The organism is Sphingosinicella sp. BN140058, assembly GCF_004135585.1.
In the GTDB taxonomy this organism is placed as follows: domain Bacteria; phylum Pseudomonadota; class Alphaproteobacteria; order Sphingomonadales; family Sphingomonadaceae; genus Allosphingosinicella.
The window spans coordinates 1604494-1626075 of record NZ_CP035501.1 but is presented as its reverse complement, the minus strand read 5'-3'; the positions used below and the strand labels follow the sequence as shown (position 1 = coordinate 1626075).

Below are 21582 nucleotides of genomic sequence, written 5' to 3'. Positions count from 1 at the left end.
TCCCGGCGCTCGAGCAGCGCGGCGACGAAGCAGGAAGCGGAACAGGCGAGTGGGGAAAGCTTATGTATGCGGAATTGGAGCGCCGGGCGGGGGATCGCATCGTTACGCGAATGATGGCCCGCTTTCGTCTGCTCGGCGCGTCTCCCTGGCGGGTCGACGTTATCGACCTGTCGCCAACCGGCTGTGCCGTTGCACCGGCCTTTTACGCGCGCGTGGAGGAAACGGTGTGGATCAGGTTTCCTGGCCTTGAAAGCTGGGAAGCCCGCATTCGGTGGGTTGCGTCTGACAAAGCGGGGCTGGAGTTCACGAGGCCGCTTCATCCTGCGGTTCTCTCCCACCTTCTTGGGAAGCTGCAGACCAACCCGACCTGCGATCCTGTGCCGCGTTCTCCAAGCTGATTTTTTCCGCGGAACTGGAGAGTGTCGAGGCAGGAGGAAACGGATCCGCGGTATGGGCCGTATTTGATGGTGGCGTGCATGTGACTCGTGTCTGCGCCCGGTAACGCCTCCTGTCGATTGAGTGCCAAGATTCAGAGAATGGATGCAGGCGCAACGTCCTTCGGAAGTCTCTTCGCCAACAATTCTGGCAGAAAGCTTTTGCGGTCTCACCTTCCTTAACAGGGTGCTTACCTTTGAACGGTAGAATTGCTGCATAGCCCCGAACAGCGAGTCTGATGATGAAGAACTGCCTTGTGGTCGATGATTCGAAAGTGATCCGAAAGGTCGCGCGCCATATCCTCGAGGCACTCGAGTTTGAGGTTCGGGAAGCGGGAGACGGGTGCGAGGCGCTCGCCTGCTGCGAGATCCAGATGCCGGACGTGGTCCTGCTCGACTGGAATATGCCGGTGATGAACGGAATCGATTTCCTGCGGATCCTTCGGCAGCGCAGTTTTCCCAGTCAGCCAAAGGTCGTCTTCTGCACGACGGAGACCGATGCCGCGCATATCCGAACAGCGATCGAGGCCGGCGCGGACGAATATATGATGAAGCCGTTCGATCGTGAGACACTCGAGGTCAAGTTGGAGATTGCCGGGGTGGTGTGAGAGCGTCCAGCAGCAATTGGTTGTCCCGGCCGAGGGCAAGGCGGATTGTAGGGACCAAAAAGCACCGATCCAGCCAACAGCCGAGCCACGGAACTCGCTTTCTGGCGAGCAATGGCAACACGCCGCGCAACAGCTCGGTATCGCCGTCGCGGCCGGGGCGGCGCCGTGATCTATCGCACTCAGCCGTTCAGCAACTCACTCCTCGAGTTCGGCCTTGGAACACTGTCTTGCGGCCCAGCGCTGGGACGCCGGCTCTGCTTCCCCAATCTGCCCGGGATCGCAATTGTGCACCGGTAAGCGTCTGCGCCTGGCCGCGCGTCAGCATGTCCAATCCGGGTGCGCCTCGAGGGAGGGTCGATGGGGCGCGGCCTCACGCGCGCGGATCCTCAGCCGTCGGCAAGCGCCCGCAGATCGGCAAAGAGGCGCCCGACCTCGAACGCGAACAGCATCAGGAGGACGTCGCCGGCGGCCGCACCGCGTCCAGTGTTCCAGCGCCACGCCGGCAGCTGCTTCCAGCCGGTGCCGAGAAGCAGGCGCGCGGACAGGAGCCCGATCGCCGCCCCGGCGACGAGATCGCTGGCATAATGGTAGCCGCCGTAGAGGCGGGGAAAGGCCACCGCGAACAGGCTCCAGCCATAAGCGAAGCGGGCGCTGGCGCCGCCGCGGCGCGCGAGGACCGCCGCCAGCGCGAAGGCGGCAGCAATCGTCTCGCTGGGAAAGCTGAGGCGGTCCGCCTGTGCGCCCGGCGGCAGCGGCGGAAACGCGAACAGGCCGCTGAGCGCGGGACGGACGCGGTCTCCACCGACATGCTGCGCCAGCGCGCATGCCGCCAAGGCGAGGGTTGCGGCGAGAAGGGCCGTGACCGTCTCGCGGCGCCACTCTCCATCCCGCCTGCCCAAGAGGAGCAAAGCGACAAGCGGCAGGAGCTTCAGCAGATCCGTCTGCAAAGCCTGCAGCAACAGCCAGTCGAGGCCCGGCAGATGTCCCGCGACCGCGCTCATCGCCTCGCTGATCCGATGGTCTAGCGCGGAGATGCGCATGCGCGTTCTCCGGCGGCCGACACGTGGGGCTCGTGCAGGCACCGGTGACGGCGTATCGACCCGGCGCGACACGGACCGTGACCGGCGCGATCCGGGCGACGAGCGGCCCCGCCGCCGCTCTTGCCGGTTTCCGAGCGTCGCCGGGCGGCGCCCGCCTTGCGCAGGATCGTACGCATGGGAATCCTCCTCCTCCTGTTCGAGGTGACGAGCCTCGCCGCGGCGCGTTACGGAATGGCGTCGGCGCTCGTGCGCCAAGCTTCGCTTGTAAGACGAGCGTCGATCCGGAGCCGGCAGCCACTTGTTCGCGACCGGACAGGGCGAAAGGGGCATTGGACGTGCCGTGCCGCCGCGCCCTTGAAACGCGGCCTCCGTGGGAGGCGGGGTCATCCCATCGGAGGCCGCGGCCGCCACAACCCGGCACAACGGGAACGCGGGCGGCAATTTCATGGCGCCGTCGAAAAACAGCTCTCACTCGCGGGATTCCCATAGTCGATGCACGATCTCCAGGTAAGCGCCCTTAAAAACGGAAGCGTTACAAGTGAAACGCTACACACCCCGCCAATAACATGTCTGCCATCTGGCCGAGTTACGGGCGAGTCAGATTGGAGGATTTGACATGCAGCATTCCGTTTCCGGTGTTTCGGTGCGCGCGTCCGGGCAGTTGCAGGTGAAATTGGCGGTAATGGTCTGCGCGTGCGCGCTGATCGCTGCCCGAGCAGAGGCCGGCCGCCCGGTGCACCAGATAGAGGTGGATGTCAGCGACCTGGACCTTCGCTCCGGCAAGGGCAAGGTCACGCGCGATTATCGTGTCGGGGCATCGGCCTCCGCCGCGTGCGGCATCGGCGAGAGCCAGCGAGGCGCCGAATTTCGCGCCTGCGTCGATCTTGCGGTCGGCCGGGCACGCCGCACCTGCCGCACCGACGACAGGATCTGCCATGTCCCGATCGATCCGCGCGCACGCGCGCTCCCGCCACGGCTGAGCCTCGGCTCTCGCAGCAGCAACTGAACGGCCGCCGGCCAGGACTGCCGGACAACAAACAAGGATGAACAGATGGACTATGGCAGACGCGATGGTGCGGGAACGATCCGTGCAGGCGATCCTTGGGGCGATGACGACGATGCTGCGGACGGTGCTCCGGCGCCGATGCCGATGCTCGGCATCTATCTGCAGATGATGACCGCAGCGGCAATGGCGACGGCCGGCAAGCTTGGGCTGTTCGAGGCTCTGGCCGACCGCCCGATGGACGTCGCCGGCCTGGCCGAGACGCTGCAGGCAAGCAGGACGGGAGTCGAACGACTGACGGACTTCCTGGTCGCGCTCGGCTCGTTGACGCGACGTGGCCCGATGCTCGCCAACGCCGCGGAGACAACCCGCCTTTTCACCGCGCGCGGGCCGATCGACTGGGGCGCTGGCCTCAGCTGGACGGCCGACGTGTGGAAGATCATGAGCGATCTCCCGGACGCCGTCGTCCGGGGCGGGCCGGAGCGATTGCTGTGGGACCGGATGGCGGAGGATCCGGCGCTCGGGCAGGCTTTCTCCCGCTACATGCGCGAGGCTGCCAAGTTCGTGCTTCCGGATCTGGTCGGCGCGCTGGATCTGCCGGACGGGCCCCTGCGGCTGCTTGACCTCGGCGGATCGCACGGCGTGCATTCGATCGAATTGTGCCGGCGCTACCCGAGGATGGACGCGGTAATCGTCGATCTGGAAAGCGCGCTCAGCGAGACGCGGACGCGGATCGCCGACCATCGCCTGGAGGACCGGATCGCCGTGCAGGGAGCGGACCTGCGCTGCTGCGACTGGGGGCAGGGCTATGATGTCGCGCTGTATCTGTCGGTCGCCCACAACATGGACATCGAGGAGAATCGCGCGATTTTCCGGCGGCTGGGCGAGGTCATCCGGCCCGGCGGGATCCTGGTCATTCATGATTATCCGAAGGAGACGAGGCCCTTATTGTTCGAAGCCGCCTTTCGGCTGACGTTGCTGACCGAGACGGGAACCCGAACCCTGTCCCATGCGGAACTGACCGGCATGGTCGCAGAGGCGGGCTTCACGACGCAGGTGCGCATCGTGCTGTCGCCGGCGGAGAAGGGCACCTTGATCATCGCGCGGCGTGCCGGCGCACGCGTCGCGGCGCTCGGGCGCATGGTTGGCGAAGGCTTCGGCCAGAATTGACCGGCTTGGAGGCGGGACGCGGAATGCCGACGGCGTTCCGCGTCTCCCTTTGCCGATGACGAAAATCAGAGCGGCGGCAAGGACACGATCCGGTAGTCCGCGATCGTGGTGAAGCCGAGCCGGCGGTAGAGCGGCTGCCCGGCCGGCGTGGCGTGGAGCGCGGCGATCAGGGCGCCGCGCCGGCCGCCAAGCCGGACGGCGGCGGCGGTGACGGCCGCACCGAGGCCGAGGCGCCGCCGCGCTGCAGCGGTTGCCACGAGATAGATGCCTGCCACTCCATCGCGCATCAGCAATTCGCTCACGGCGACGATCTCGCCGTCCAGGCGTGCAGCGAAGCGCACCAGGCATCCGGGCGGATCGGTGCGCGCTTCCTCCGCCCGGATCATCGCCGGGATTTCCTCGGCGGCGATGCCCATGGGCGGGCCGTAGGTCCTGACCCACGGGGCCAGATCGGCATCCGGCGCCAGTTCCTCGACGACCAGTCCGGGAGGATGAGGCACGTCGGCGACCCGGTCAGTGCGGATCGCCATGACCGGCGAGACCCCGACCGGCCTTCCGTGTCGGGCGAGCAGGACATCGAGGGTGCCGGGATCGCTGTCCGGCCCGACCCACCACAACCACGGCAGATCGGCGAAGCAGTGTCGCGCCTCGTCCACCCTGGTGCCGAGATCGCCCGGTCCCATCCACATGACCCCATTCAGCTGGGGGTCGCGAACGCCTGCGCTGTAGAGCGTCATCCCGGTATCGATCCGGAGCCTGGATCCGTAGCCGAGCCAATAATGCCGGCAATTCCGGAAGATCGCTTCACGTTCGCTGTCCGTAAGTTGCAGCCGGTCGGCCGCCTCGGTTGCTGACGAGGCCCCGTCCGAAAACGGTGATTGGGCGGCGTCGGCCTGTTCTGCATGGTTGCCGGTCATCGGAAATCCTTTCGGCCTTGAGGGTCATGTCGAGTCGCGCGGGCCCGGATGCGGCTCGGCTCCGAGAGTCATGAGCCGCCGGGCGAGATCCACGCCTTCCCCGGTGGGATAGTGAAGGCAGCCCGCCACCGCGAAGCCCCGCATGACCTCTCGAACGACCCGCCGCCCGATCGTGGCGGGGCCAGCAGGGGCTCTGCCGCGCATGTCCGGGCCGCTCTGGCCGGGCCGAAAACACGGGACTTCGGGGCGATCCTTGACCATGCGGCTCCTTCGGATCGTCTCCCCCCGTTTGCGCATGATCGGCAGGCGAGAGGGCGCGACAATCCTGTTCGAGCCTGCGCATCGGCGCCGCGCGCTACAGCGTGATTACCGGACGGTCCTCCTCGGTTGCATATGAAAGACGGCGGGCGACATCGCCAGATGCCGCCCGCCGCCGCGTCTTCGGATGTGGTCAGCCGCTCAGAGCTTCCTTGCGCCTGCGGTTCGTGCCGCCTGATCGATCACGTCGGCCACCGCCTTCGGCTTGGTGAGGAAGACGACGTGGCTCCCCTCCACCTCATGCGCCGAGGCGCCGATACGCTTGGCGGTCCAACGCAAGAGCTTCGGATCGATCGCCGAATCCCGGGTCGCGATCACCGCCCAGCTCGGCTTCGACCGCCACGCCGCCTGCGTGACCTTTTCGCCGAAGGCCGACATGGCGATCGGCACCTGCGAGTCCCTGAGGAAGGCCGCATCGGCGTCGCTAGTGTCGCCGGCGAAGCCGCTCTTGAACTTGTCGAGATTGACGAACCCGAATCCGTCTGCCTGCGGCTCGATGACGAACCCGGCCGGCGCAGGAATGTCGGCGAACTGGTCACCAGTGGATTCTCCGGCGTCCGGGGCGAGTGCCGCCACGTAGACGAGGCCGATCACCTTGGGATCCACCCCGGCCTCGGTGATCACGGTGCCGCCATAGGAATGGCCGACCAGGATGGTCGGTCCGTCCTGCCGGGCAAGGACGCGCTTGGTGGCCGCCACGTCGTCCGCAAGCGAGGTGAGCGGGTTCTGGACAATGCTGACCCGGTAGCCCCGCCTGGTCAGATCGTCATAGACGCCGCGCCAGCCGGAACCATCGGCGAACGCGCCATGGACCAGGACGACGTTGCGCGCTTGTCCGGCCGCCGGGCGGGTGGCCGGACTCTGGGCGGGCAGGGCCGAGGCGAAGCCCAAAGTTGCAATGGCGGCGGCAGTGATGGTGAGGAGGTTTCGGATCATCGATTGCGTCCTTTCTGCGGGCAGTTTCACTCGACCAGCGACAGCCGGGTTGCGGCAGCGTTGCGGGTGAGGTGAGAGTAAGGGCAGACTAGGTCAGCCTGCTCGATCAATTGATTGGCGAGCCTGGTTTCAATCGTAGGCAAATAGATTTGGAGCTGGACGTCGAGGTCGAAGCCGTCGCCGGCATCGCGCATGCCGATGCCGACCTTGGCGGTGACGCTGCTTCGCTCCGCGATCACGAGCTTGCGCCTGCCGGCGACGAACCGGATCGCGCTCAGGAAGCAGGCCGCATAGCCGGCGGCGAACAATTGCTCAGGATTGGTACCATCGCCATTGCTGCCGCCAAGTTCCGGCGGAGTGGTCAGCGTCAGCGCAATCGCGCCGTCAGCCGTGGCCACCTTGCCGGTGCGGCCGCCGGTGGCAACGGCCTGTGTCTGATAGAGAAGGTTCATCTGCTCACTCTTTTCGTCATAACATTTATCACGATATTAAACGGTGTCAAGGCGGTGAGCGCCTGAGCAACCGCGAGAGGAGATCGAGACCGGTCGATCCATTCCGGCGATGGTTCGGACGCTAGAGCTCATCGGCTCGACCAGCCTGAAAACGGTGTCAGCTCCTGTCATGCGCTTCCCCACCTACATAGCGGCAAAGCAGAAGCTGACGCGGTGGGGAACAGGCAGCTAGCCGGGTCTGCGGATGATCGGGCTAATACCAGCGTATGATTGTGGTCGTTGCGAGCGCGACTGTTCGCGCCCGGAAAATGTCAGCCCTCTCGCCGGGATGCAGACCCGTTCACTTGCCGGGTCGGACGGGCTTGCGAGATATGGCCTGCGCGGACGCAGGCGTGCAAACCATCACGGAAGCGCGACGGCTTTTCGCACATGCGCGATCAGCCGCTCCGGATCGAACGGCTTGCGCAAAAAGGCGAAACAGCCTCCCGCCGTTGCTCGGTGCTCCAGTCGCACGTCGCTGAGCGCGGTTATCACGATCACCGGCACCGGATGCGCCAGAGTCTCGCCGAGCTGCTTCAGGAGACCGAGCCCGTCGAGTTCCCCCATTTCGATATCGGTGATGACGAGATCGCTCGACTCGGCCGCCTCAGCGCTCAGGAACAGCTCGCTGCTGCCGAAAGCCCGTGACTGGCAGCCCAGCGAATCGAGCAGATCGCTGAGCGCCGCCCGCATCGCCGAATCGTCGTCGATGACGCTGACGATCGGCTTGCACGCGCTCCGTTCGGTTGCCGCCGCCATCATGTCAGGCGCCCAGCGCTTCGGCCAAGCGGGTCAGCTCGACCAGGGAGCGCACACCGAGCTTGCGCATTGCTCCTGAGCGGTGGATCTTCACCGTGACCTCGCTGATCAGGAGGGCGTGGGCGATCTGCTTGTTCAGCCGTCCCTCGACAACGAGATCGATGACCTGCCGTTCACGGGGCGAGAGGGTGGCGAAGCGCCGCTGAGCGTCGAGGCGACGCTGGATCCGTGGGGCGCGCCGACGCCCTTCCTCGATCGCCAGTGCGACCGCATCGAGCAGATCCTGGTCCCGGAAGGGCTTTTCGATAAAGTCGATCGCGCCGGCCTTCATGCCCCGCACGCTCATCGGCACGTCGCCATGGCCGGTGACGAGGACGACGGGGACGTGACGGCCTTCCCGTGCCAATTGCTCCTGGAGATCCAGCCCGTTCACACCCGGCAGGCGGACATCGAGGATCAGGCAAGCCGACCCTTCAACCTGCTCGCCGTGGAGCCATTCGGCGGCGCTCGCATAACTCGCGACGTCGTAGCCCACCGATTCGAGCAGGTCTTCCAGCGAGGCCCGCATCCCGGGATCGTCATCGACGACGTGCACCAGCGGCCTGCGAAGCGGCGCGGCGGCCTTCGCCTCAAACATGATCGCCCCCTTCTGCGGGAAGAAGAAGCTCGAACACCGATCCGCCGCCCTCCCGCGCTGCGGCGTGCAGGGTCCCCCCATGGGCGATCGCGATCTTGCGCGAGATCGACAGGCCCAGTCCCATGCCTTCCTTCTTGGTCGTAAACAGCGGCTTGAACAGAAGGTCGGGATTGGCCCCGTCGAACCCTGTGCCGGTGTCCGCAACTTGGAGCGAGAGCATGGCGTCGCGGCGTGCCGTGGCCACGGTCAGAACCCGCCGCGCCTTGCTGTTCTGCATCGCCTCGATGGCGTTGCGGGCCAGATTCATCAGGATCTGCTGGAACTGCACCCGGTTGCCGACTGCGCGGGGCAAATCGGCTGCGAAGCGGGTTTCGAGCAAGATATTCTCCCGAGCCAGCTCCGACAGGATCAGCGAACACACGTCGCGCGCCGCGCCCTCCCAATCGAAGGCCGAGGGCTCCGCCGAAACGTCGTGGATGAGGGACTTGAGGCCGCTGATGATTGCGGCTGCGCGCTGCCCTTCTTCGACCACCCGATCGAGCGATGCCAGCGCCCGCTCCTTATGGTCCTCGCCGGCGGCCATCCAGCGGCGGCATGCCGAGGCGCTGGTGGCGATCGCGGCAAGCGGTTGATTGACCTCGTGGATGATCGAACCGGCGAGCTCGCCCATCGACGCAAGGCGCAAGGCGGCGGCAAGCTCGGCTTCCATCGTGCGTTGCGCCTGCTCGGCCGCGCGCCGTTCGGTGACGTCGGTCAGTACGCCGAAGTAAACGAGCTCACCCTTGAACTCGAGATCGGGCTCGCCGTCGCAGCGTATGTGCTTCTCACCGGTGTCGAGAACGATGCGGTATTCGAAGCGGAGATCTTTTCCGCCGGCGATGGCCGCGAAAAATTGCTGCTCGATCCTGGCACGGTCATCAGGATGAAGTCTCTCCAGCCACTGCTCGACGGTGCAGCCCCGGGTGCCGGGCGGGAAGCGGAACATCTTGAACACTTCCTCGGTCCCGGTGATCGCGCCGGTTACCGTGTTGTACCGGAAGTTTCCGCACTTGCCGACTTGCTGATGCTGGATCATCGCGGCGAGCGTCTCGCGCAGCCCCTCCTCTGCAGCCATCCAGGCACGTTGCGTACGCGCCAATTCGGCACGCAGTTCGATCAGTGAAGGTGCCTGCTCAATCTCGGGCGGCTCCCATTCGCCCTGATCCGGTTGCGGATGCTCTTCCCCCATGCACGCTCCCGGGCCGGCCAGATTGCCAACGATGATCTGGTGAGCGAATAGCATTCAACCTCAACCCGCCCAACCCGATCGACTGGCGACCACTCTCGCGCCCTCTCGGCGCGGCGCAACTCATCCTCTGGTATAGGGGCAGCTGTCGCCGCGATCCGGCCGCGGAGGCGGGGCCATGGCAGATGCGAGCGGCCGTATCAGGCACCGGATGTTTTCGTCTTTCCGGATCCGCCACGACGGGCAGCTTTCGTCGGCCGCAACGGGATCGCCGCAGTTTCATTGGCCGCTGTCCCTGCGCCTGCGCCGGCCGCCGCTGCCCTTTCGGGGTGCCTGCGACTGGCCTCCCGCAGCTTCCTATCCAAAGCGCGCAAGCGCACCTCGTCGGAGGCGAGCGCAGCGAGGGCCGATATGGTCTGCGCTTCGTGATCGCTGAGCGTGCGTGCCTTGTGGTCGATGACGCACAGCGATCCGACCACGAACCCGTCCTCGTCGAGCACCGGCGCGCCCGCATAGAAGCGGAAGCGAGGCTCGCCCTTCACCGCGGGATTGTCCGCAAAGCGCGGATCGGTGGCGAGATCCTCGACCGAGAAGACACCCTTCTGCATCACCGTATGGTTGCAGAATGCCCAGCTGCGCGGCGTCTCGGGAAGGTCGAGCCCGAACCGCGACTTGAACCATTGCCGGGTTGGGGTGAGCAAGGTCATCAGGGCCACCGGTGCCTTGAGGCCGTGGGCGGCAAGCCAGGTAAGACGGTCGAATGCCTCTTCCGGTGCGCTGTCGACCAGTCCGGAACGCTCCAGCGCCACCAGCCGCCGGCCTTCGTTGAGAGCGATCGGGAAGGTCTGGTCCGAAAGGGTGACCTTGAGCTCTTCCGTGTCGCTCAACGTTGCCCGGACTGCCGAAACGGCATCTTCGGGCGTGGCTGCGCACGCAAGTTTGGGCAGCAGATCGCGGGGCACGAGGCCGTCATCTCCCACCACCATGATCTGGGTCCCGTCAGTGGCAGGACTGGTGGCCAGGCTCCGGAGTAATGGCAGCCGGTCGGTGCCCGAGCCCCCCAGGTCGACGATGATCGTGTGCGGCTTCACCGAACCGACGGCGACGAGCGCTTCGAGCACATCTTCGAACGTGTCGACCGTGCACTCCGGGACGGTCGCGAACAGGCGGTCGTAGAGCGCGAGCCGTTCTGCGGTGCCGAGAACGAAGACCGTGGCGGAGGGCAGGGGGGCGACCGCGGCGGGGCGGTCATCGATGAGCGACAGCACGTCGGAGCGGTAGACCCGACGGTGACCGCCCGGCGTTTTCCAGGACGTGATCGATCCGCCTTCGATGAGCAACTGCGCCGTCCTGACGGAGACGCCGAGCAGCTTTGCCGTGTCCGCCGTCGTCAGGATCTCTTTGTCAGTCTTGCTCATGTCCATTCACCTCAGGATCGACCCACAGACTGCAAGGCCGGCGCGCACCCGTACGATATAGTACGCTTCGGCCTCGACCGAAATATGATATAATCGCTAGCGGAGAGGCCGCAGCCTCGACCGCGGCCCCCCACCGTCTCCCGCAGCCGTGCTTGGACGACGGGTCCCCTCATCCGGATCCGGTGGGGTTGAACGCTGACCTCAACCAGCAGGAGCGGCGCCTTTGCTGCCGCGCGGCCGCGGGCGCTGACGGCCCGACGGAGGGCGCGACCGCGGCTGCCTCGGTCTCCGGCCTCGCATCAAGCTCCGGCAGCCAAACCGAGAAGCAGGCACCGCCGTCCGGCATGTTCTCGACCGCGATGGTTCCCCCATGATCCTGGACGATTTCCCAGGCTGTCGACAGGCCAAGGCCAGTGCCCGCCGCCTTGGTGGTGAAGAATGGCTCGAACAAACGCTCTCTGACCGACTCCGCAATTCCCGGCCCCGCGTCACGAACCCGCACGACAACGTAGCGGCCAGGGGAAAGCCCGGATATGGCGTTCTGGCTTTCATTCCGCAGCACGGCCGATTCGATCGAGATCGTCACCGGGCTTCCGCGGCTTGCCTCGCGGGCGTTGTTGCAGATGTTCAAGAAGACCTGCTGCAGGTCGCTGCCGGCGCCAAGGACAGGAAATCGGCTATGCGTCGACGGCTGCAGTTCGAAGCATCGTTTCGAGCGGGTTGCTCCGGCAAGCAGCCGCACCGTTTGCTTGAGCACGCCGAGCAAGTCCACGGGCTGCTTCGTCGCCCGATCCTGCTTGCCGAAGTGCAGGATGTCGTCGATCAGATCGCTCGCACGATCGGCTGCCGCGCATATCTCGTTGAAGCAGGTTCGGCCCGGCGATCCGGCGCGGGTTCGCTCCTGCCCCAATTCGGCGAAGCCGCGGATCGCGCAGATGATGTTGTTGAAGTTGTGCGCGACGCCGCTCGCCATTGCGCCGATCGTCTCCATGCGGCCCGCACGAGCGAGGCTTCTCTCGAGCCTCTCGCGCTCGACCTGCATCGCCTCCCGGCGGGCACCGTGCGCGATCGCAATGATCGCGGAGGTGATGCCGGCCAGATTGTCACGCCTTTCGACGAAGCCTAGGCTTTTCGGCTCGAAGCCGATCACGAGCGCACATGGTTCGGAGATGCGGAGCATCGCCAGATTGTCCATGCCAATGGCAGTCATGGTCCGCCGCAGCAGCGGATAGCGCCTGTCGTCCGCGCGGGATGCGATCACGCGGTCCCCCACCCAGGCGGAGTCCGCTCCGGCCGCTTCTACCAACCTCTGCAGCCAATCGGACTCGGGATCCGTGTCGGGCCACGAAAAGAGACGATTTCCCGTACAATCGGGAATGATCAGCTGAAGCCGCGTGGCGTCGATATGGAGGGCGAGCCGGTGCATCGCTTCATGAATCCGGGCAATGAAGTTCGCCGGCTCCGTGTCGATCAGCGGCGTTGCGATAGCGGCATTGAGCCGCTCGTTCGCAGCCTGTGCCCTGAGGTCTCGCCCGGCGACATGCTGGACCAGCAGCAGGGCCAATATGTTCGTCACGAACATCAGCAGCAGAACGCCGAAGGTGACCTGGAGCGTTCGAACCCGGGCCATGCGTTCCTCCGCATCCGTCTGTACGGCGCGTTGGAGCGCGACGATCCGGCTTTCGGTGCGCAGGCTGCGCAGCGACTGGAGCAGGCCGTCGATCCGAGGCAGCACCGCAACCAGCAAACGCGCATGGGACAGCAATTGCGACTCCGGCGTGCCGTCCCGTGCCGCTGGTATCCTGCGCAGCGCCTTCTCGGCCTCGATCACGGTCTGCGGGCTCGTGTCCAAGGTCAGCCTGAGGATCCGGGCCGACAGAGGGTCGCCGGCCGCCGCGTCCGACGTTCCCGCGACCGCGAAGCGGGTCAGCGAGTTTTGCAGCAGAGCATTGCTGCTCTTGAACTGTTCGACGAGCGCTTCCTGGCGATCGCCGATGCGCATCAGGGTGGCCACGAGCCGCTGTGAGGATGCTCGTTGGAAGCTGCTGCGGAGGACGGCGAGGTTCTTGCGAGCGACGGCGAGATCGCGGTTGACCGGATCATAATTGCGAAGGAGCCCGGCGCGCAGGCTGAGCAGATCCACCTGCAAGGCGCGCTCGGCGAGCGCGTAGCCGATCATCGCGTCGCTGGAGGCGGTCATCCACCGTCGGCTGTCGTTCATCGCCCGGAGCGTCAGGCTGGCGAGTGCGGTGCAGAGCAGAAACAGGAGAATGGTGCCGATCCGCAGACAGGGCAGCCATCTCATTCCCGAACGCTCGCCTGCCGCAGCGGGCGGCCTCGATAGGTTCCGGTCAGCGCGCGCAGAAAGGCGGCGATGTCGCGAACGTCCTCATCGGCAAGGGTCAGATCGAGCTGGGACCGGGCCATCACCCGGATCGCGCCGGGCAGCGAGGCGACGCGGCCGTCGTGAAAGTAAGGCGCAGTGACCGCAACGTTCCTGAGGCTCGGCACCCTCAGATCATCGGGGCCTTTGCCGCCGATCGGATGGAAGATGCCGCGGCGCTGGAACAGGTTCGCACCGAGGTTCACACCCTGGTGGCAGCTTGCGCATCCGGCGCGTTTGAACCGTTCGTAGCCGCGCACCTGCTGCGGCGTGAGCGCAGCGCGATCGCCGCGCAGCCATCGATCGAACGGGGCCGGGGTCACTAGCGTGCTCATGAAGCTGGCGAGCGCATCGGCGATCGTGGTCCGGTTCGGGCCGGCGCCGTAGACTTCCTCGAAGCGGGCGAACATCCGGGGATCGGCGGCAAAGCGCTCTGCGGACCGATCGCGATCGCGCATCACATGCTCGCTCCCGAGCGTGCCGATCGCGAAATCTTTGAGGGTGCGCGTCCTGCCTTCCCAGCCGAGCCGATAATTATGGACGCTGTTGAACACGGTCGGCGTGTTGAACTGGAGGCGGCGGCCGGAAATCCCGCGATCGAAGCGCCGTGATGTCGCGCCATTGGTCTCGAGATCGTGACAGGAGGCGCAACTCAGCGTCAGCGAAGCCGAGATCCGGCGGTCGTGGAACAGGTCTCTGCCGAGGTCGATCTTGCTGCCGCGGCTCTGAGGCAGGCGCGATTGTGTCTCGATCACGCCAACGGGAACCCCGTCCTCTCGGGATCTGGCCGGCGGGGCGAGCATGCAGCATGCGAGGGCCAGAGGAAGCGCGAAGCTCCTCACACGAGTTCCACCTCGCAGTCGAACCGGTAGCCGACTCCGCGTTCCGTCCGAATGAGGCGGGGCGCGTGCGGGGGGTCCTGGAGCTTGCGCCGCAGCCGGAGGATTTGGACGTCGATGCTGCGATCCAGAACGTCTTCGTGAACCCTCGTCGCCTGGAGCAGATGTTCGCGGGTGAGCGGCCGGCGCGGTGCCTGGAGGAAGGCGCTCAGCAATGCGAACTCGCCCTTGGTGAGGACGACGACTTCGCCGGTCGGCGAGGTGAGTTGGCGCTGGCGCTGGTCGAATGTCCAGCCGGCGAAGCGGAAGGTGCATTCACGCTGCTTGGCCGGGCTCATGCGATCCATGCTGCGGCGTCGGAGCGCCGCGCGGATACGGGCAAGCAGTTCGCGAAGGCCAAAGGGCTTGGTCAGATAGTCGTCGGCTCCGAGCTCGAGCCCCAGCACCCGATCGACCTCCTCGCGGCGACCGCCGGTGATGAGGATGACCGGGACGACACTCCTGGCGCGGAGCTCACGCAGGATGTCGAGCCCGTCATCTTCACCGAGGTGAAGGTCGAGCACCACCAGGTCCGGCTCGCGGATTGTGATCGATCGCATCAGGCCCTCGCGCCCGGAGACCGAGGTGGCACGAAGATTGTGCTCGATCAGGTAGGCGACGATCATGCGCTGCATCGCCGGATCGTCGTCCACGACCAGCACACGCGCCGCCTTCGCCTGGGACGTGAACTCACTATTGTTCATAAAAGTCACTGCAAACACCTCATTGGTTACCTCCCCGTGAGGTCGAGGCGCCTCTAAGGTCGTTTTCCTCGGCCAAGAATAGCGATGGTAACAACCGTAACAGTTCTTTCCTAACTATCGGCCAGCGGACTGCCCGGTGCGATGAGGCGATCAACCGCGTGGCACGTCGGAGAGGAATGACTTGCTGGCGATGCAACGCGTTGCATCGGAAACAAGGGGGCGATTGACAGGTCAGCCGAGCTGTTCAAGAACAAGGAATATGCGGACTTGCCTTGTCATTCTGAAAGTCCAGCCATCGGATGCGCCTGCTATTCCGGGGTCCCGAGCGGTGAAGGTCGGGAACCCGAGGCGAGGTTCTGCAGCGACCTCGGCACTCAGACCCCGGAACCTCGTGCACGCGTCATCCGAAAGCGCCGAGGCCTGACTTGCGCCGGCCACGCCCGATCGAGCTGGCGGGAGCGCGCGAAGGCGACCGCGCGGACCTGCAAAACTGAGCAAGGGGAGGAGAGTCGAGCCGCCCCCTGGCTGCGGCTGGCTGCATTCCTGTCGCCCTTTGCCTAGCAAGCTAAACCGGTGGCGTTGCCGACGCCGTCGGAGGTCTCGCTTGCGTCTGCTGGGCGGTAGGCGATGCGTCCGCAAGCTCAGAACAGGGTCTCGACAGTCGCGTCGAACCGATAGCCATAGCTCCGTTCCGTCTTGATCAGGTCGCCGCCGCGGGGATGTGCGGACAGCTTGCGTCTGAGCCGAAGCACCTGAACATCGATGCTGCGATCGAAAATGTCTTCGTGGGTGCGTGTGGCCCGCATGAGATGGAGCCTGGACAGCGGCCGGCCGGGCGCGTCCAGAAATGCGGTCAGAAGGGCATATTCCTTCTTGGTGAGCTCGACCTCGTTACCCGCGGGATTGGTCAGCGTCCGGATCGTGTGACGCAATTCCCAGCCCTGAAAACGGTAGCCGCCCCTTGGCGATGGCCCGGTGAACCGGCGGCCATATTCCTGCCGGCGCAGGATCGCGCGCGCCCGCGCGATGAGCTCTCGCACGCTGAACGGTTGCGGAAGGAGGTCGTCAGCACCGAGCTCGAGTGCCAGCACGCGATCGATTTCGTCATGGCGTGCCTCGGTGATCAGGATCACCGGTACGTTGGAACGGGTCCGAACCTGGCGCAGGGTGTCGAAGCCGTTCAGGGCTTCGCGCCTGACATCGAGAATGACCAGACTGAATTGATCCGTCTGAAGGTGACGCGCGGCGTCACGCCGCATGGTGCCCACGGCCACGCATTGCTGGTCCGTCAGCGGCTGCATGATCCGCTCGCGGGCAGTGGGGTCATCGTCGATGACCAGCACGCGCCCGAGCTGGGCGGCCGGGATCGGTGGCATCGTTCGGGGGCCGATCCCCTGCGGCATGTCAGTGAAGTGATACATGGATTTTCTAACCTTCTGCGCCGGCCGGGGCTGGTGCGCACGGCCCCTCGAGCCTGTTCGAGGCGATCGGCTCGAGGGGGGCACGCCCCAGCCCGTCCGGCGCGCACGGGAGGAAAAGCGGGATCTTATCCGAGGATCAGAGGCCGTGGCTTACGCGCAGGATGTCTGCTGCCCGCTCACCGACGATCGCACAGGGCGCCTGCGTGTTTCCGGTCGACACCCGCGGCAGGATCGAACCGTCTGCAATGCGCAAGCCATCGACACCGTAGACCCGCAGCTTGTGGTCGACGACCGACATCGCATCCTGACCCATCTTCGCGGTGCAGGTCTGGTGCCAGTAGGTGACGGCCGAGTTGCGGATATAGTCCTCGAGATCGTCTCCGGCGACGTTGCCGGGCATGACCTCCCGTGTGACGTAGGGGCTGAACGCCTGGGCGTTGCCGAGTTCCCGGCACAATTGGACGCAACCGACGGCAGCCTCCATGTCGGCGGGATCCGACAGCATGTTGGCATCGATCGTGATCGGCGCCATCGGGTCTGCGCTCGTGAGCCGCAGGCGGCCTCGGCTGGCAGGACGTGCGAGGCCGGCGAACATGGTCCAGCCATGCTCGGGAACGCCGAGGGCCGCGGTTCGCTCGCTGGGGACCGGAAACTCGACCTGGCAGAAGAGCAGATCCGGTGCATCGAGATCCGGCCGGCTCTTCCAGTAAAGGGTGGCCTCGCTGCCGCTGTTGCGGGGCGCGATGGGCTCGGCATATTCCCAGATGCAGCCGAACGACACGTGATCCTGCAGGTTGCGACCGACGCCGGGCAGATGCTGCACGAGCGGAATGCCGTGGCGCCCTAGCTCGTCGCGGTCGCCGATTCCGGAATGCATCAGCACCTTCGGCGTGTGCATCGCGCCGAGCGACAGCACGATCTCGCTGCGTGCACCGATGGTCGAGACGCGGCCGCCATGCACGATCTCCACTCCGGTGGCCCGCTTACCGTCGAGAACCACCCGGCGGACCGTTGCGCCGGTCAGCACGGTAAGGTTTGGGCGATCGAGCCACGGATGGAGGTAGGCACGATACAGAGACTGGCGCTGACCGTCGCGGACCAGCATGTCGCTGATCGCGGCCCCCCCGGGACCTTCCATCATCTCGCCGTTCGGAGAATCGAATGTCGGGATGCCGAGTTCCGAGGCGGCGGCCAGCATCGCATGCGCAACCGGGCTGGGATCGGAGGCCGGCTGGACCCAGACCGGCCCCGATGCGCCGCGAAATTCCGGATCCGGCCGGCCCTGCCAATTCTCGATTCGGCGGTAGAGTGAAAGGACGTTGTCATAGCCCCAATCCTCGTCGCCGGCCTCCGCCGCATAATGATCCCAGTCGCTGCGGTGCCCGCGGGCCCAGACCATCACGTTGATGCTGGAGCCGCCGCCGAGCACCTTGCCCATCGACATCGACAGCGAACGGCCGTTCAGGTGCGGATTGGGCTCGGCCTGGAAACCCCAGTCGCGCTCGCTGCCGAGGTTCGTCGGCCATTGCGCGGGATCGAGCACGGGAGCGACCTCGTCGCTCCCGCCCGCTTCGAGGAGCAGGACCTGCACATCTGGATTCTCGGCCAGCCGCCGAGCGACCACCGAGCCGGATGACCCCGCGCCGCAGATGATGAAGTCGTAGTGCGATTTCAGATCGGCAGTCAGCCGATCCTGGTTTGCGCGCGCGCGTCGGGCGAAATCCAGCGCGTCTTGATGGTGCGAATTCATTCTTGGACCTCCTTCGAAAGCGGATCCACCGCCGTTCGCAGCCACGTGACCCGGCCGGTAAATCCGTCCGTGCCCGGCCGTGGCGCTCGAAGGCTGCACGGCACGTGCCTGCACCGCGTGTCGACCCGAGGCTCCCCCGGCCGGGTCAGGGCTGGAGGAGCACCAAGCCGGCGGAAGGGACACTCCCTCCGCGGCGGTGGCGGTCAGATATCAAATCTATCAATTCTATCAAGTATAATATTTCAATTTTTTTGGGCGCGGCGGCGCATTCGAGGCGAACCGTCAAATATCCGGCCCGTTGCGCGTGACGGGCAGAGGCAGTGGGACGAGCCGCTCCGCCGGTGTCTGCGACGTGGCGGATCAGACCGTCGGAACGGTGCCGCCGTCGATCACGTATTCCGACGCGGTGATCGTCGAAGAGATTGGAGAGACGGTCCAGGTCGACCTCGAAGGGCCGATTACCCCGGACGAGGCAAGCCTTTCCCGCGCGGTCGTGCTTTCCGGAATTGGTCTCGGCTTTTTCATGGAGCCGGACGTGCTTGCCGACATTCGCGCGGGGCGACTGGTCCGCGTCCTTGAAGATTGGACGCCGCCGCTGTCGGCGCTTTGTCTCTATCACCGAGGGCGGCGCAACGCTTCGGTCGCGCTCAGGGCATTCGTCGCCCTCGCCCGGGAGCTTCGCGGCAAAGCCGACGCCTCGGATGCCGGAGCGAGTGCTCCCGCCCAAGCTGTCTGGTGACCGATCGGCAAGGCAGAATGGTGTGCGGCCTCTCGATACCCATGTCCCATCACGATCACGATCTCGAGCGGACTAGCCGAGACGCTGGCGGACGACTTCGGGAAGGTCGCCATCCGTTACGTCCGTAGGCGTTTTGTGGCACCGCCGGGTCCATCGGGACGGCAGAAGAGAGTAGACCTTCGACCCGCCCCGAAAGGACGCGGAGCGGGCTTCAGGCTTGCGCTAACGAGAATATACGTCGCCGACGCGTCCCGGAGCGGGCGCGTCGGCCTCCCGCGTCACCGGTGCGGCCTGTCGGAGCTGGGAGATGGCGCTCTGCTTTGCCTCCGCCATGCACTCTCTGATGACGCGGCTGAGCATACGCTCGAACCCGCACACGCGGCGTGCGGCAGTGCCGATGCGGCGATCGAGCCTCTGCTGCCCCTCCGCAGAGCCCAGGTCGAGATCATCGATCCGAACGAGCGCGGTCCGCGGCTCGTCGAGCGGATCGGCGGCGGAAGCGGCGCCTGGCTGGGCCAGGATCGCCGCACCGGTAACCATCACCGCCAGGTTCCACAGCAACAAGCGGGAGATCATGTTTGACTGCATTTCGTTCACTCACATCTGTTTCTCGATGTGGCGACGAATAACCTCGACCTGTTTCAGTACTGATGCGGATCGCCTGAACATTATGGCAGTTGTAGTCAGGCAATCATCTGCTATTAGCTCGCAACTGTTATTGCGGTATCGTCACCAGGGCAATCCGTACGCCCGTGCTCAGGCTTTTCGCAGCACTCCGGTGACGGCCAAGGCGGCGAAACCGATCATCAAGCCCCAGAAGGCTGATCCAAGCCCCAGCATGGTCATGCCCGATCCGGTCACAAGGAAGGTCAGTATGGCCGGTTCGCGATCTTCGTGTCCCGACAGCATCGCGCCGGCCGCGCCGGTAAATGCCGGAACAAGGGCAAGGCCGGTGAGCGCAGCCACCACCGCGTGAGGCAAAGCGAGGAACAGGCGCACCAGACCCGGCGAGAAGAGTGCGAGGACGAGATAGAAGCCCGCGTACAGCATTCCGACGATCCAGCGCCTGTCTTTATCAGGGTGCGCCTCCGCATTGGTGCAGATTGCCGCAGTGATGGCCGCAAGGTTGACCGCGTGGGCGCCGAACGGTGCCCCGGCCACGGTGGCGAGCCCAGTGCCGACGAGAAGCGATCGCGGGGGCGGGCCATAGCCGGCGCTGCGAAGAACCAGCAGGCCGGGCAGGTTCTGGGACGCGAGGGTGACCAGGAACAAGGGAAGCCCCACGCTGATGAGCGTTCGTACGTCGAAGCGTGGAAGGACGGGCAGCAGCCTGCCTAGGGTCTCGCCCGCCGGCAGCGGCGCCAGGGTGCCCCTCACGAGGGTGAGCGCGACGCCGCCTACGAGAACCAGCAATAATGCGTGCAGGGGCAATCGGCGCCGGGCGACGACGAAGATGGCAAGGAGGGTCGTGACCAGGAGCGGATCGACCGCCGTCAGCCGAAACAGCTCGAGGCAAAAGGGCAGCAGGACGCCGGCGAGCATCGCAGACGCGATCGAACCGGGAATGCGTTCCGCAAGCCGAGACAGCCACGGGATTGCGCCAAGGACGATCATCAACAGGCCGGCAGCGAGGAAAGCGCCCAGTGCCAGCGGCCAATCGACGCCCGGGGCTGCCGCCAGAAGCGCGGCGCCGGGGGTGGACCATGCGAGAATCACGGGCATGCGGAGGCGGAAGGAAAGCGCTGCACCGCCAAGCGCGATTCCCAGGCACAAGGCGGTAACCGCCGACCCGATCTCCTCGACGGAAGCCCCCATATTTTCCATCGCCTGCACGACCAGTACGATCGTGCCGCCGAACCCGACGAGGGCGGCCACCAACGCTGCCGACCAGGACGCCATTGGCGGGGATCTTTCGAGCAAAGGTCGTCTCCCGTTCGGAATGCTGCGGAGCCTGCGATCACGCCTGGTCCAGGTGTTTACGCGCACGACCCGCAGAGACCGGAACTTGTGAGGTTCGGCAAGCAGATCCTTGATACGGCGGGCACGCGCGGTGCCGGCGGCGCCCCCGGTTCTGTCGCGTCACAGCCGTTGAGGCATAAGGTGTCGGACTCGGCGGTCACGCGCTTCCGGTAACGCTTGTTCCCCCAAGTCTTATTGCGATATCAAAGTTCGGACCTGCACGCGAAAGGCGATTTGATGACGACGGATACGGGGCCGGTGCCCCTGGAAGAGCAGCTTTGCTATGCAATCTACTCCGCCGGGATCGCGATCCAGCGCGTCTACAAGCCGCTGCTCGACCGGATGGGGCTGACCTACCCGCAATTTTTGGTGCTCAACATCCTGTGGCGAGAGGATGGGCAGAGCGTCGGTGCCATTGCCGATCGGCTTGCCCTGGAATCGAGCACCCTCACGCCCCTGCTGAAGCGGCTCGAAGCCAACGGAATCCTGGTCCGGAAGCGCAACCCGATCAACGAACGTCAGGTGCTCATTTCGTTGACGGACAAGGGCAGAGCTCTTCGGCCCGACGCCGGCTGCCTTGGCAGCGCGTTGCTGGAGGCCTCGCACCAGACACCCGAACAACTCGCCGGATTGAACCGCAAGGTGAGGGCCCTGCGCGACGCCCTTTACCAGGAGTCCGGTGCTTGGCAGCCGGGATGAAGCGCCGCTTGATCGTTTGCCGTCGGCATTCGCACGACATTGGGCAAGTCTTCCCGCCGCCTGCGCCGAGGCGCTGCGGCAGTTGCTCTTGGC

Annotated in this window: 21 protein-coding genes; 6 read left to right on the top strand and 15 right to left on the bottom strand. The window is 65.6% G+C overall.

Annotation, left to right across the window (positions count from 1 at the left end):
• Positions 1–62: 62 nt before the first annotated feature.
• Together ETR14_RS07255 and ETR14_RS07250 are read left to right on the top strand one after the other, a co-directional pair.
• The gene (locus ETR14_RS07255; RefSeq protein ID WP_129384036.1) at positions 63–398 is read left to right on the top strand and encodes a PilZ domain-containing protein; all 336 of its coding nucleotides are present in this window, start codon (positions 63–65) and stop codon (positions 396–398) included.
• Positions 399–676: 278 nt separating this feature from the next.
• On the top strand, positions 677–1042 hold the full coding sequence (locus tag ETR14_RS07250; RefSeq protein ID WP_129391500.1) for a response regulator: 366 nt from the start codon (positions 677–679) through the stop codon (positions 1040–1042).
• Between the two features lie 386 nt (positions 1043–1428).
• Here ETR14_RS07250 and ETR14_RS28185 read toward each other — a convergent pair whose 3' ends face one another.
• Complete coding sequence (locus ETR14_RS28185) at positions 1429–2082, bottom strand: phosphatase PAP2 family protein (protein WP_165356356.1); 654 nt, start codon at positions 2080–2082, stop codon at positions 1429–1431.
• A gap of 616 nt (positions 2083–2698) precedes the next feature.
• On the opposite strand from ETR14_RS28185, the gene ETR14_RS07240 reads away from it, so the two are divergent.
• Positions 2699–3088 (top strand): UrcA family protein, encoded by a 390-nt coding sequence (locus ETR14_RS07240; RefSeq protein WP_129384034.1) that lies wholly within the window; start codon positions 2699–2701, stop codon positions 3086–3088.
• A 45-nt stretch (positions 3089–3133) separates the two neighbouring features.
• The gene (locus ETR14_RS07235; protein WP_129384033.1) at positions 3134–4255 is read left to right on the top strand and encodes a class I SAM-dependent methyltransferase; all 1122 of its coding nucleotides are present in this window, start codon (positions 3134–3136) and stop codon (positions 4253–4255) included.
• A gap of 65 nt (positions 4256–4320) precedes the next feature.
• Here the strand turns inward: ETR14_RS07235 and ETR14_RS07230 are convergent, their stop codons facing one another.
• The 12 genes from ETR14_RS07230 to ETR14_RS07175 all read right to left on the bottom strand — a co-directional run bounded on the left by ETR14_RS07230 (position 4321) and on the right by ETR14_RS07175 (position 18092).
• The gene (locus ETR14_RS07230; protein WP_206185996.1) at positions 4321–5172 is read right to left on the bottom strand and encodes a GNAT family N-acetyltransferase; all 852 of its coding nucleotides are present in this window, start codon (positions 5170–5172) and stop codon (positions 4321–4323) included.
• Between the two features lie 459 nt (positions 5173–5631).
• Complete coding sequence (locus tag ETR14_RS07225) at positions 5632–6426, bottom strand: alpha/beta fold hydrolase (RefSeq protein WP_129384032.1); 795 nt, start codon at positions 6424–6426, stop codon at positions 5632–5634.
• 26 nt (positions 6427–6452) lie between these two features.
• Complete coding sequence (locus ETR14_RS07220; RefSeq protein WP_129384031.1) at positions 6453–6878, bottom strand: organic hydroperoxide resistance protein; 426 nt, start codon at positions 6876–6878, stop codon at positions 6453–6455.
• A 402-nt stretch (positions 6879–7280) separates the two neighbouring features.
• Complete coding sequence (locus ETR14_RS07215; protein WP_129384030.1) at positions 7281–7679, bottom strand: response regulator transcription factor; 399 nt, start codon at positions 7677–7679, stop codon at positions 7281–7283.
• Position 7680: 1 nt separating this feature from the next.
• Positions 7681–8313, bottom strand: coding sequence for a response regulator transcription factor (locus ETR14_RS07210; RefSeq protein ID WP_129384029.1), 633 nt, complete (start codon positions 8311–8313; stop codon positions 7681–7683).
• Positions 8306–9595, bottom strand: a complete 1290-nt coding sequence (locus tag ETR14_RS07205) for a sensor histidine kinase (protein WP_129384028.1) — start codon at positions 9593–9595, stop codon at positions 8306–8308. Before ETR14_RS07205 ends, ETR14_RS07210 begins: the two co-directional genes overlap by 8 nt.
• Positions 9596–9738: 143 nt before the next feature.
• Positions 9739–10956, bottom strand: a complete 1218-nt coding sequence (locus tag ETR14_RS07200; protein WP_129384027.1) for a GAF domain-containing protein — start codon at positions 10954–10956, stop codon at positions 9739–9741.
• 169 nt (positions 10957–11125) lie between these two features.
• On the bottom strand, positions 11126–13261 hold the full coding sequence (locus ETR14_RS07195) for a DAHL domain-containing protein (RefSeq protein ID WP_129384026.1): 2136 nt from the start codon (positions 13259–13261) through the stop codon (positions 11126–11128).
• The gene (locus tag ETR14_RS07190) at positions 13258–14094 is read right to left on the bottom strand and encodes a cytochrome-c peroxidase (RefSeq protein ID WP_206185995.1); all 837 of its coding nucleotides are present in this window, start codon (positions 14092–14094) and stop codon (positions 13258–13260) included. Before ETR14_RS07190 ends, ETR14_RS07195 begins: the two co-directional genes overlap by 4 nt.
• Positions 14095–14177: 83 nt before the next feature.
• Positions 14178–14921, bottom strand: coding sequence for a response regulator (locus tag ETR14_RS07185; protein ID WP_129384024.1), 744 nt, complete (start codon positions 14919–14921; stop codon positions 14178–14180).
• Positions 14922–15562: 641 nt separating this feature from the next.
• On the bottom strand, positions 15563–16342 hold the full coding sequence (locus tag ETR14_RS07180) for a response regulator transcription factor (protein WP_243455805.1): 780 nt from the start codon (positions 16340–16342) through the stop codon (positions 15563–15565).
• Between the two features lie 136 nt (positions 16343–16478).
• Positions 16479–18092, bottom strand: a complete 1614-nt coding sequence (locus ETR14_RS07175; protein WP_129384023.1) for a GMC family oxidoreductase — start codon at positions 18090–18092, stop codon at positions 16479–16481.
• Positions 18093–18444: 352 nt separating this feature from the next.
• On the opposite strand from ETR14_RS07175, the gene ETR14_RS07170 reads away from it, so the two are divergent.
• On the top strand, positions 18445–18831 hold the full coding sequence (locus tag ETR14_RS07170; RefSeq protein ID WP_371416757.1) for a LysR substrate-binding domain-containing protein: 387 nt from the start codon (positions 18445–18447) through the stop codon (positions 18829–18831).
• A gap of 222 nt (positions 18832–19053) precedes the next feature.
• Here the strand turns inward: ETR14_RS07170 and ETR14_RS07165 are convergent, their stop codons facing one another.
• Together ETR14_RS07165 and ETR14_RS07160 are read right to left on the bottom strand one after the other, a co-directional pair.
• Positions 19054–19407 carry a UrcA family protein gene (locus ETR14_RS07165; protein WP_165356355.1) on the bottom strand — a complete coding sequence of 118 codons (354 nt, stop codon included), beginning with the start codon at positions 19405–19407 and terminating at the stop codon, positions 19054–19056.
• Between the two features lie 180 nt (positions 19408–19587).
• Entirely contained in the window at positions 19588–20730 is a 1143-nt protein-coding gene (locus tag ETR14_RS07160; protein ID WP_129384020.1) for a benzoate/H(+) symporter BenE family transporter, read from the bottom strand.
• Between the two features lie 237 nt (positions 20731–20967).
• Here ETR14_RS07160 and ETR14_RS07155 point away from each other — a divergent pair, with 237 nt between their 5' ends.
• On the top strand, positions 20968–21489 hold the full coding sequence (locus tag ETR14_RS07155) for a MarR family winged helix-turn-helix transcriptional regulator (protein ID WP_371416756.1): 522 nt from the start codon (positions 20968–20970) through the stop codon (positions 21487–21489).
• Positions 21490–21582: the final 93 nt, after the last annotated feature.

Coding starts and splice junctions, on each gene's coding strand:
- ETR14_RS07255 (WP_129384036.1), top strand. CDS start 63: ATGTATGCGGAATTGGAGCGCCGGGCGGGGGATCGCATCGTTACGCGA.
- ETR14_RS07250 (WP_129391500.1), top strand. CDS start 677: ATGAAGAACTGCCTTGTGGTCGATGATTCGAAAGTGATCCGAAAGGTC.
- ETR14_RS28185 (WP_165356356.1), bottom strand. CDS start 2,082: ATGCGCATCTCCGCGCTAGACCATCGGATCAGCGAGGCGATGAGCGCG.
- ETR14_RS07240 (WP_129384034.1), top strand. CDS start 2,699: ATGCAGCATTCCGTTTCCGGTGTTTCGGTGCGCGCGTCCGGGCAGTTG.
- ETR14_RS07235 (WP_129384033.1), top strand. CDS start 3,134: ATGGACTATGGCAGACGCGATGGTGCGGGAACGATCCGTGCAGGCGAT.
- ETR14_RS07230 (WP_206185996.1), bottom strand. CDS start 5,172: ATGACCGGCAACCATGCAGAACAGGCCGACGCCGCCCAATCACCGTTT.
- ETR14_RS07225 (WP_129384032.1), bottom strand. CDS start 6,426: ATGATCCGAAACCTCCTCACCATCACTGCCGCCGCCATTGCAACTTTG.
- ETR14_RS07220 (WP_129384031.1), bottom strand. CDS start 6,878: ATGAACCTTCTCTATCAGACACAGGCCGTTGCCACCGGCGGCCGCACC.
- ETR14_RS07215 (WP_129384030.1), bottom strand. CDS start 7,679: ATGATGGCGGCGGCAACCGAACGGAGCGCGTGCAAGCCGATCGTCAGC.
- ETR14_RS07210 (WP_129384029.1), bottom strand. CDS start 8,313: ATGTTTGAGGCGAAGGCCGCCGCGCCGCTTCGCAGGCCGCTGGTGCAC.
- ETR14_RS07205 (WP_129384028.1), bottom strand. CDS start 9,595: ATGCTATTCGCTCACCAGATCATCGTTGGCAATCTGGCCGGCCCGGGA.
- ETR14_RS07200 (WP_129384027.1), bottom strand. CDS start 10,956: ATGAGCAAGACTGACAAAGAGATCCTGACGACGGCGGACACGGCAAAG.
- ETR14_RS07195 (WP_129384026.1), bottom strand. CDS start 13,261: ATGAGATGGCTGCCCTGTCTGCGGATCGGCACCATTCTCCTGTTTCTG.
- ETR14_RS07185 (WP_129384024.1), bottom strand. CDS start 14,921: ATGAACAATAGTGAGTTCACGTCCCAGGCGAAGGCGGCGCGTGTGCTG.
- ETR14_RS07180 (WP_243455805.1), bottom strand. CDS start 16,342: ATGTATCACTTCACTGACATGCCGCAGGGGATCGGCCCCCGAACGATG.
- ETR14_RS07175 (WP_129384023.1), bottom strand. CDS start 18,092: ATGAATTCGCACCATCAAGACGCGCTGGATTTCGCCCGACGCGCGCGC.
- ETR14_RS07165 (WP_165356355.1), bottom strand. CDS start 19,407: ATGATCTCCCGCTTGTTGCTGTGGAACCTGGCGGTGATGGTTACCGGT.
- ETR14_RS07160 (WP_129384020.1), bottom strand. CDS start 20,730: ATGGCGTCCTGGTCGGCAGCGTTGGTGGCCGCCCTCGTCGGGTTCGGC.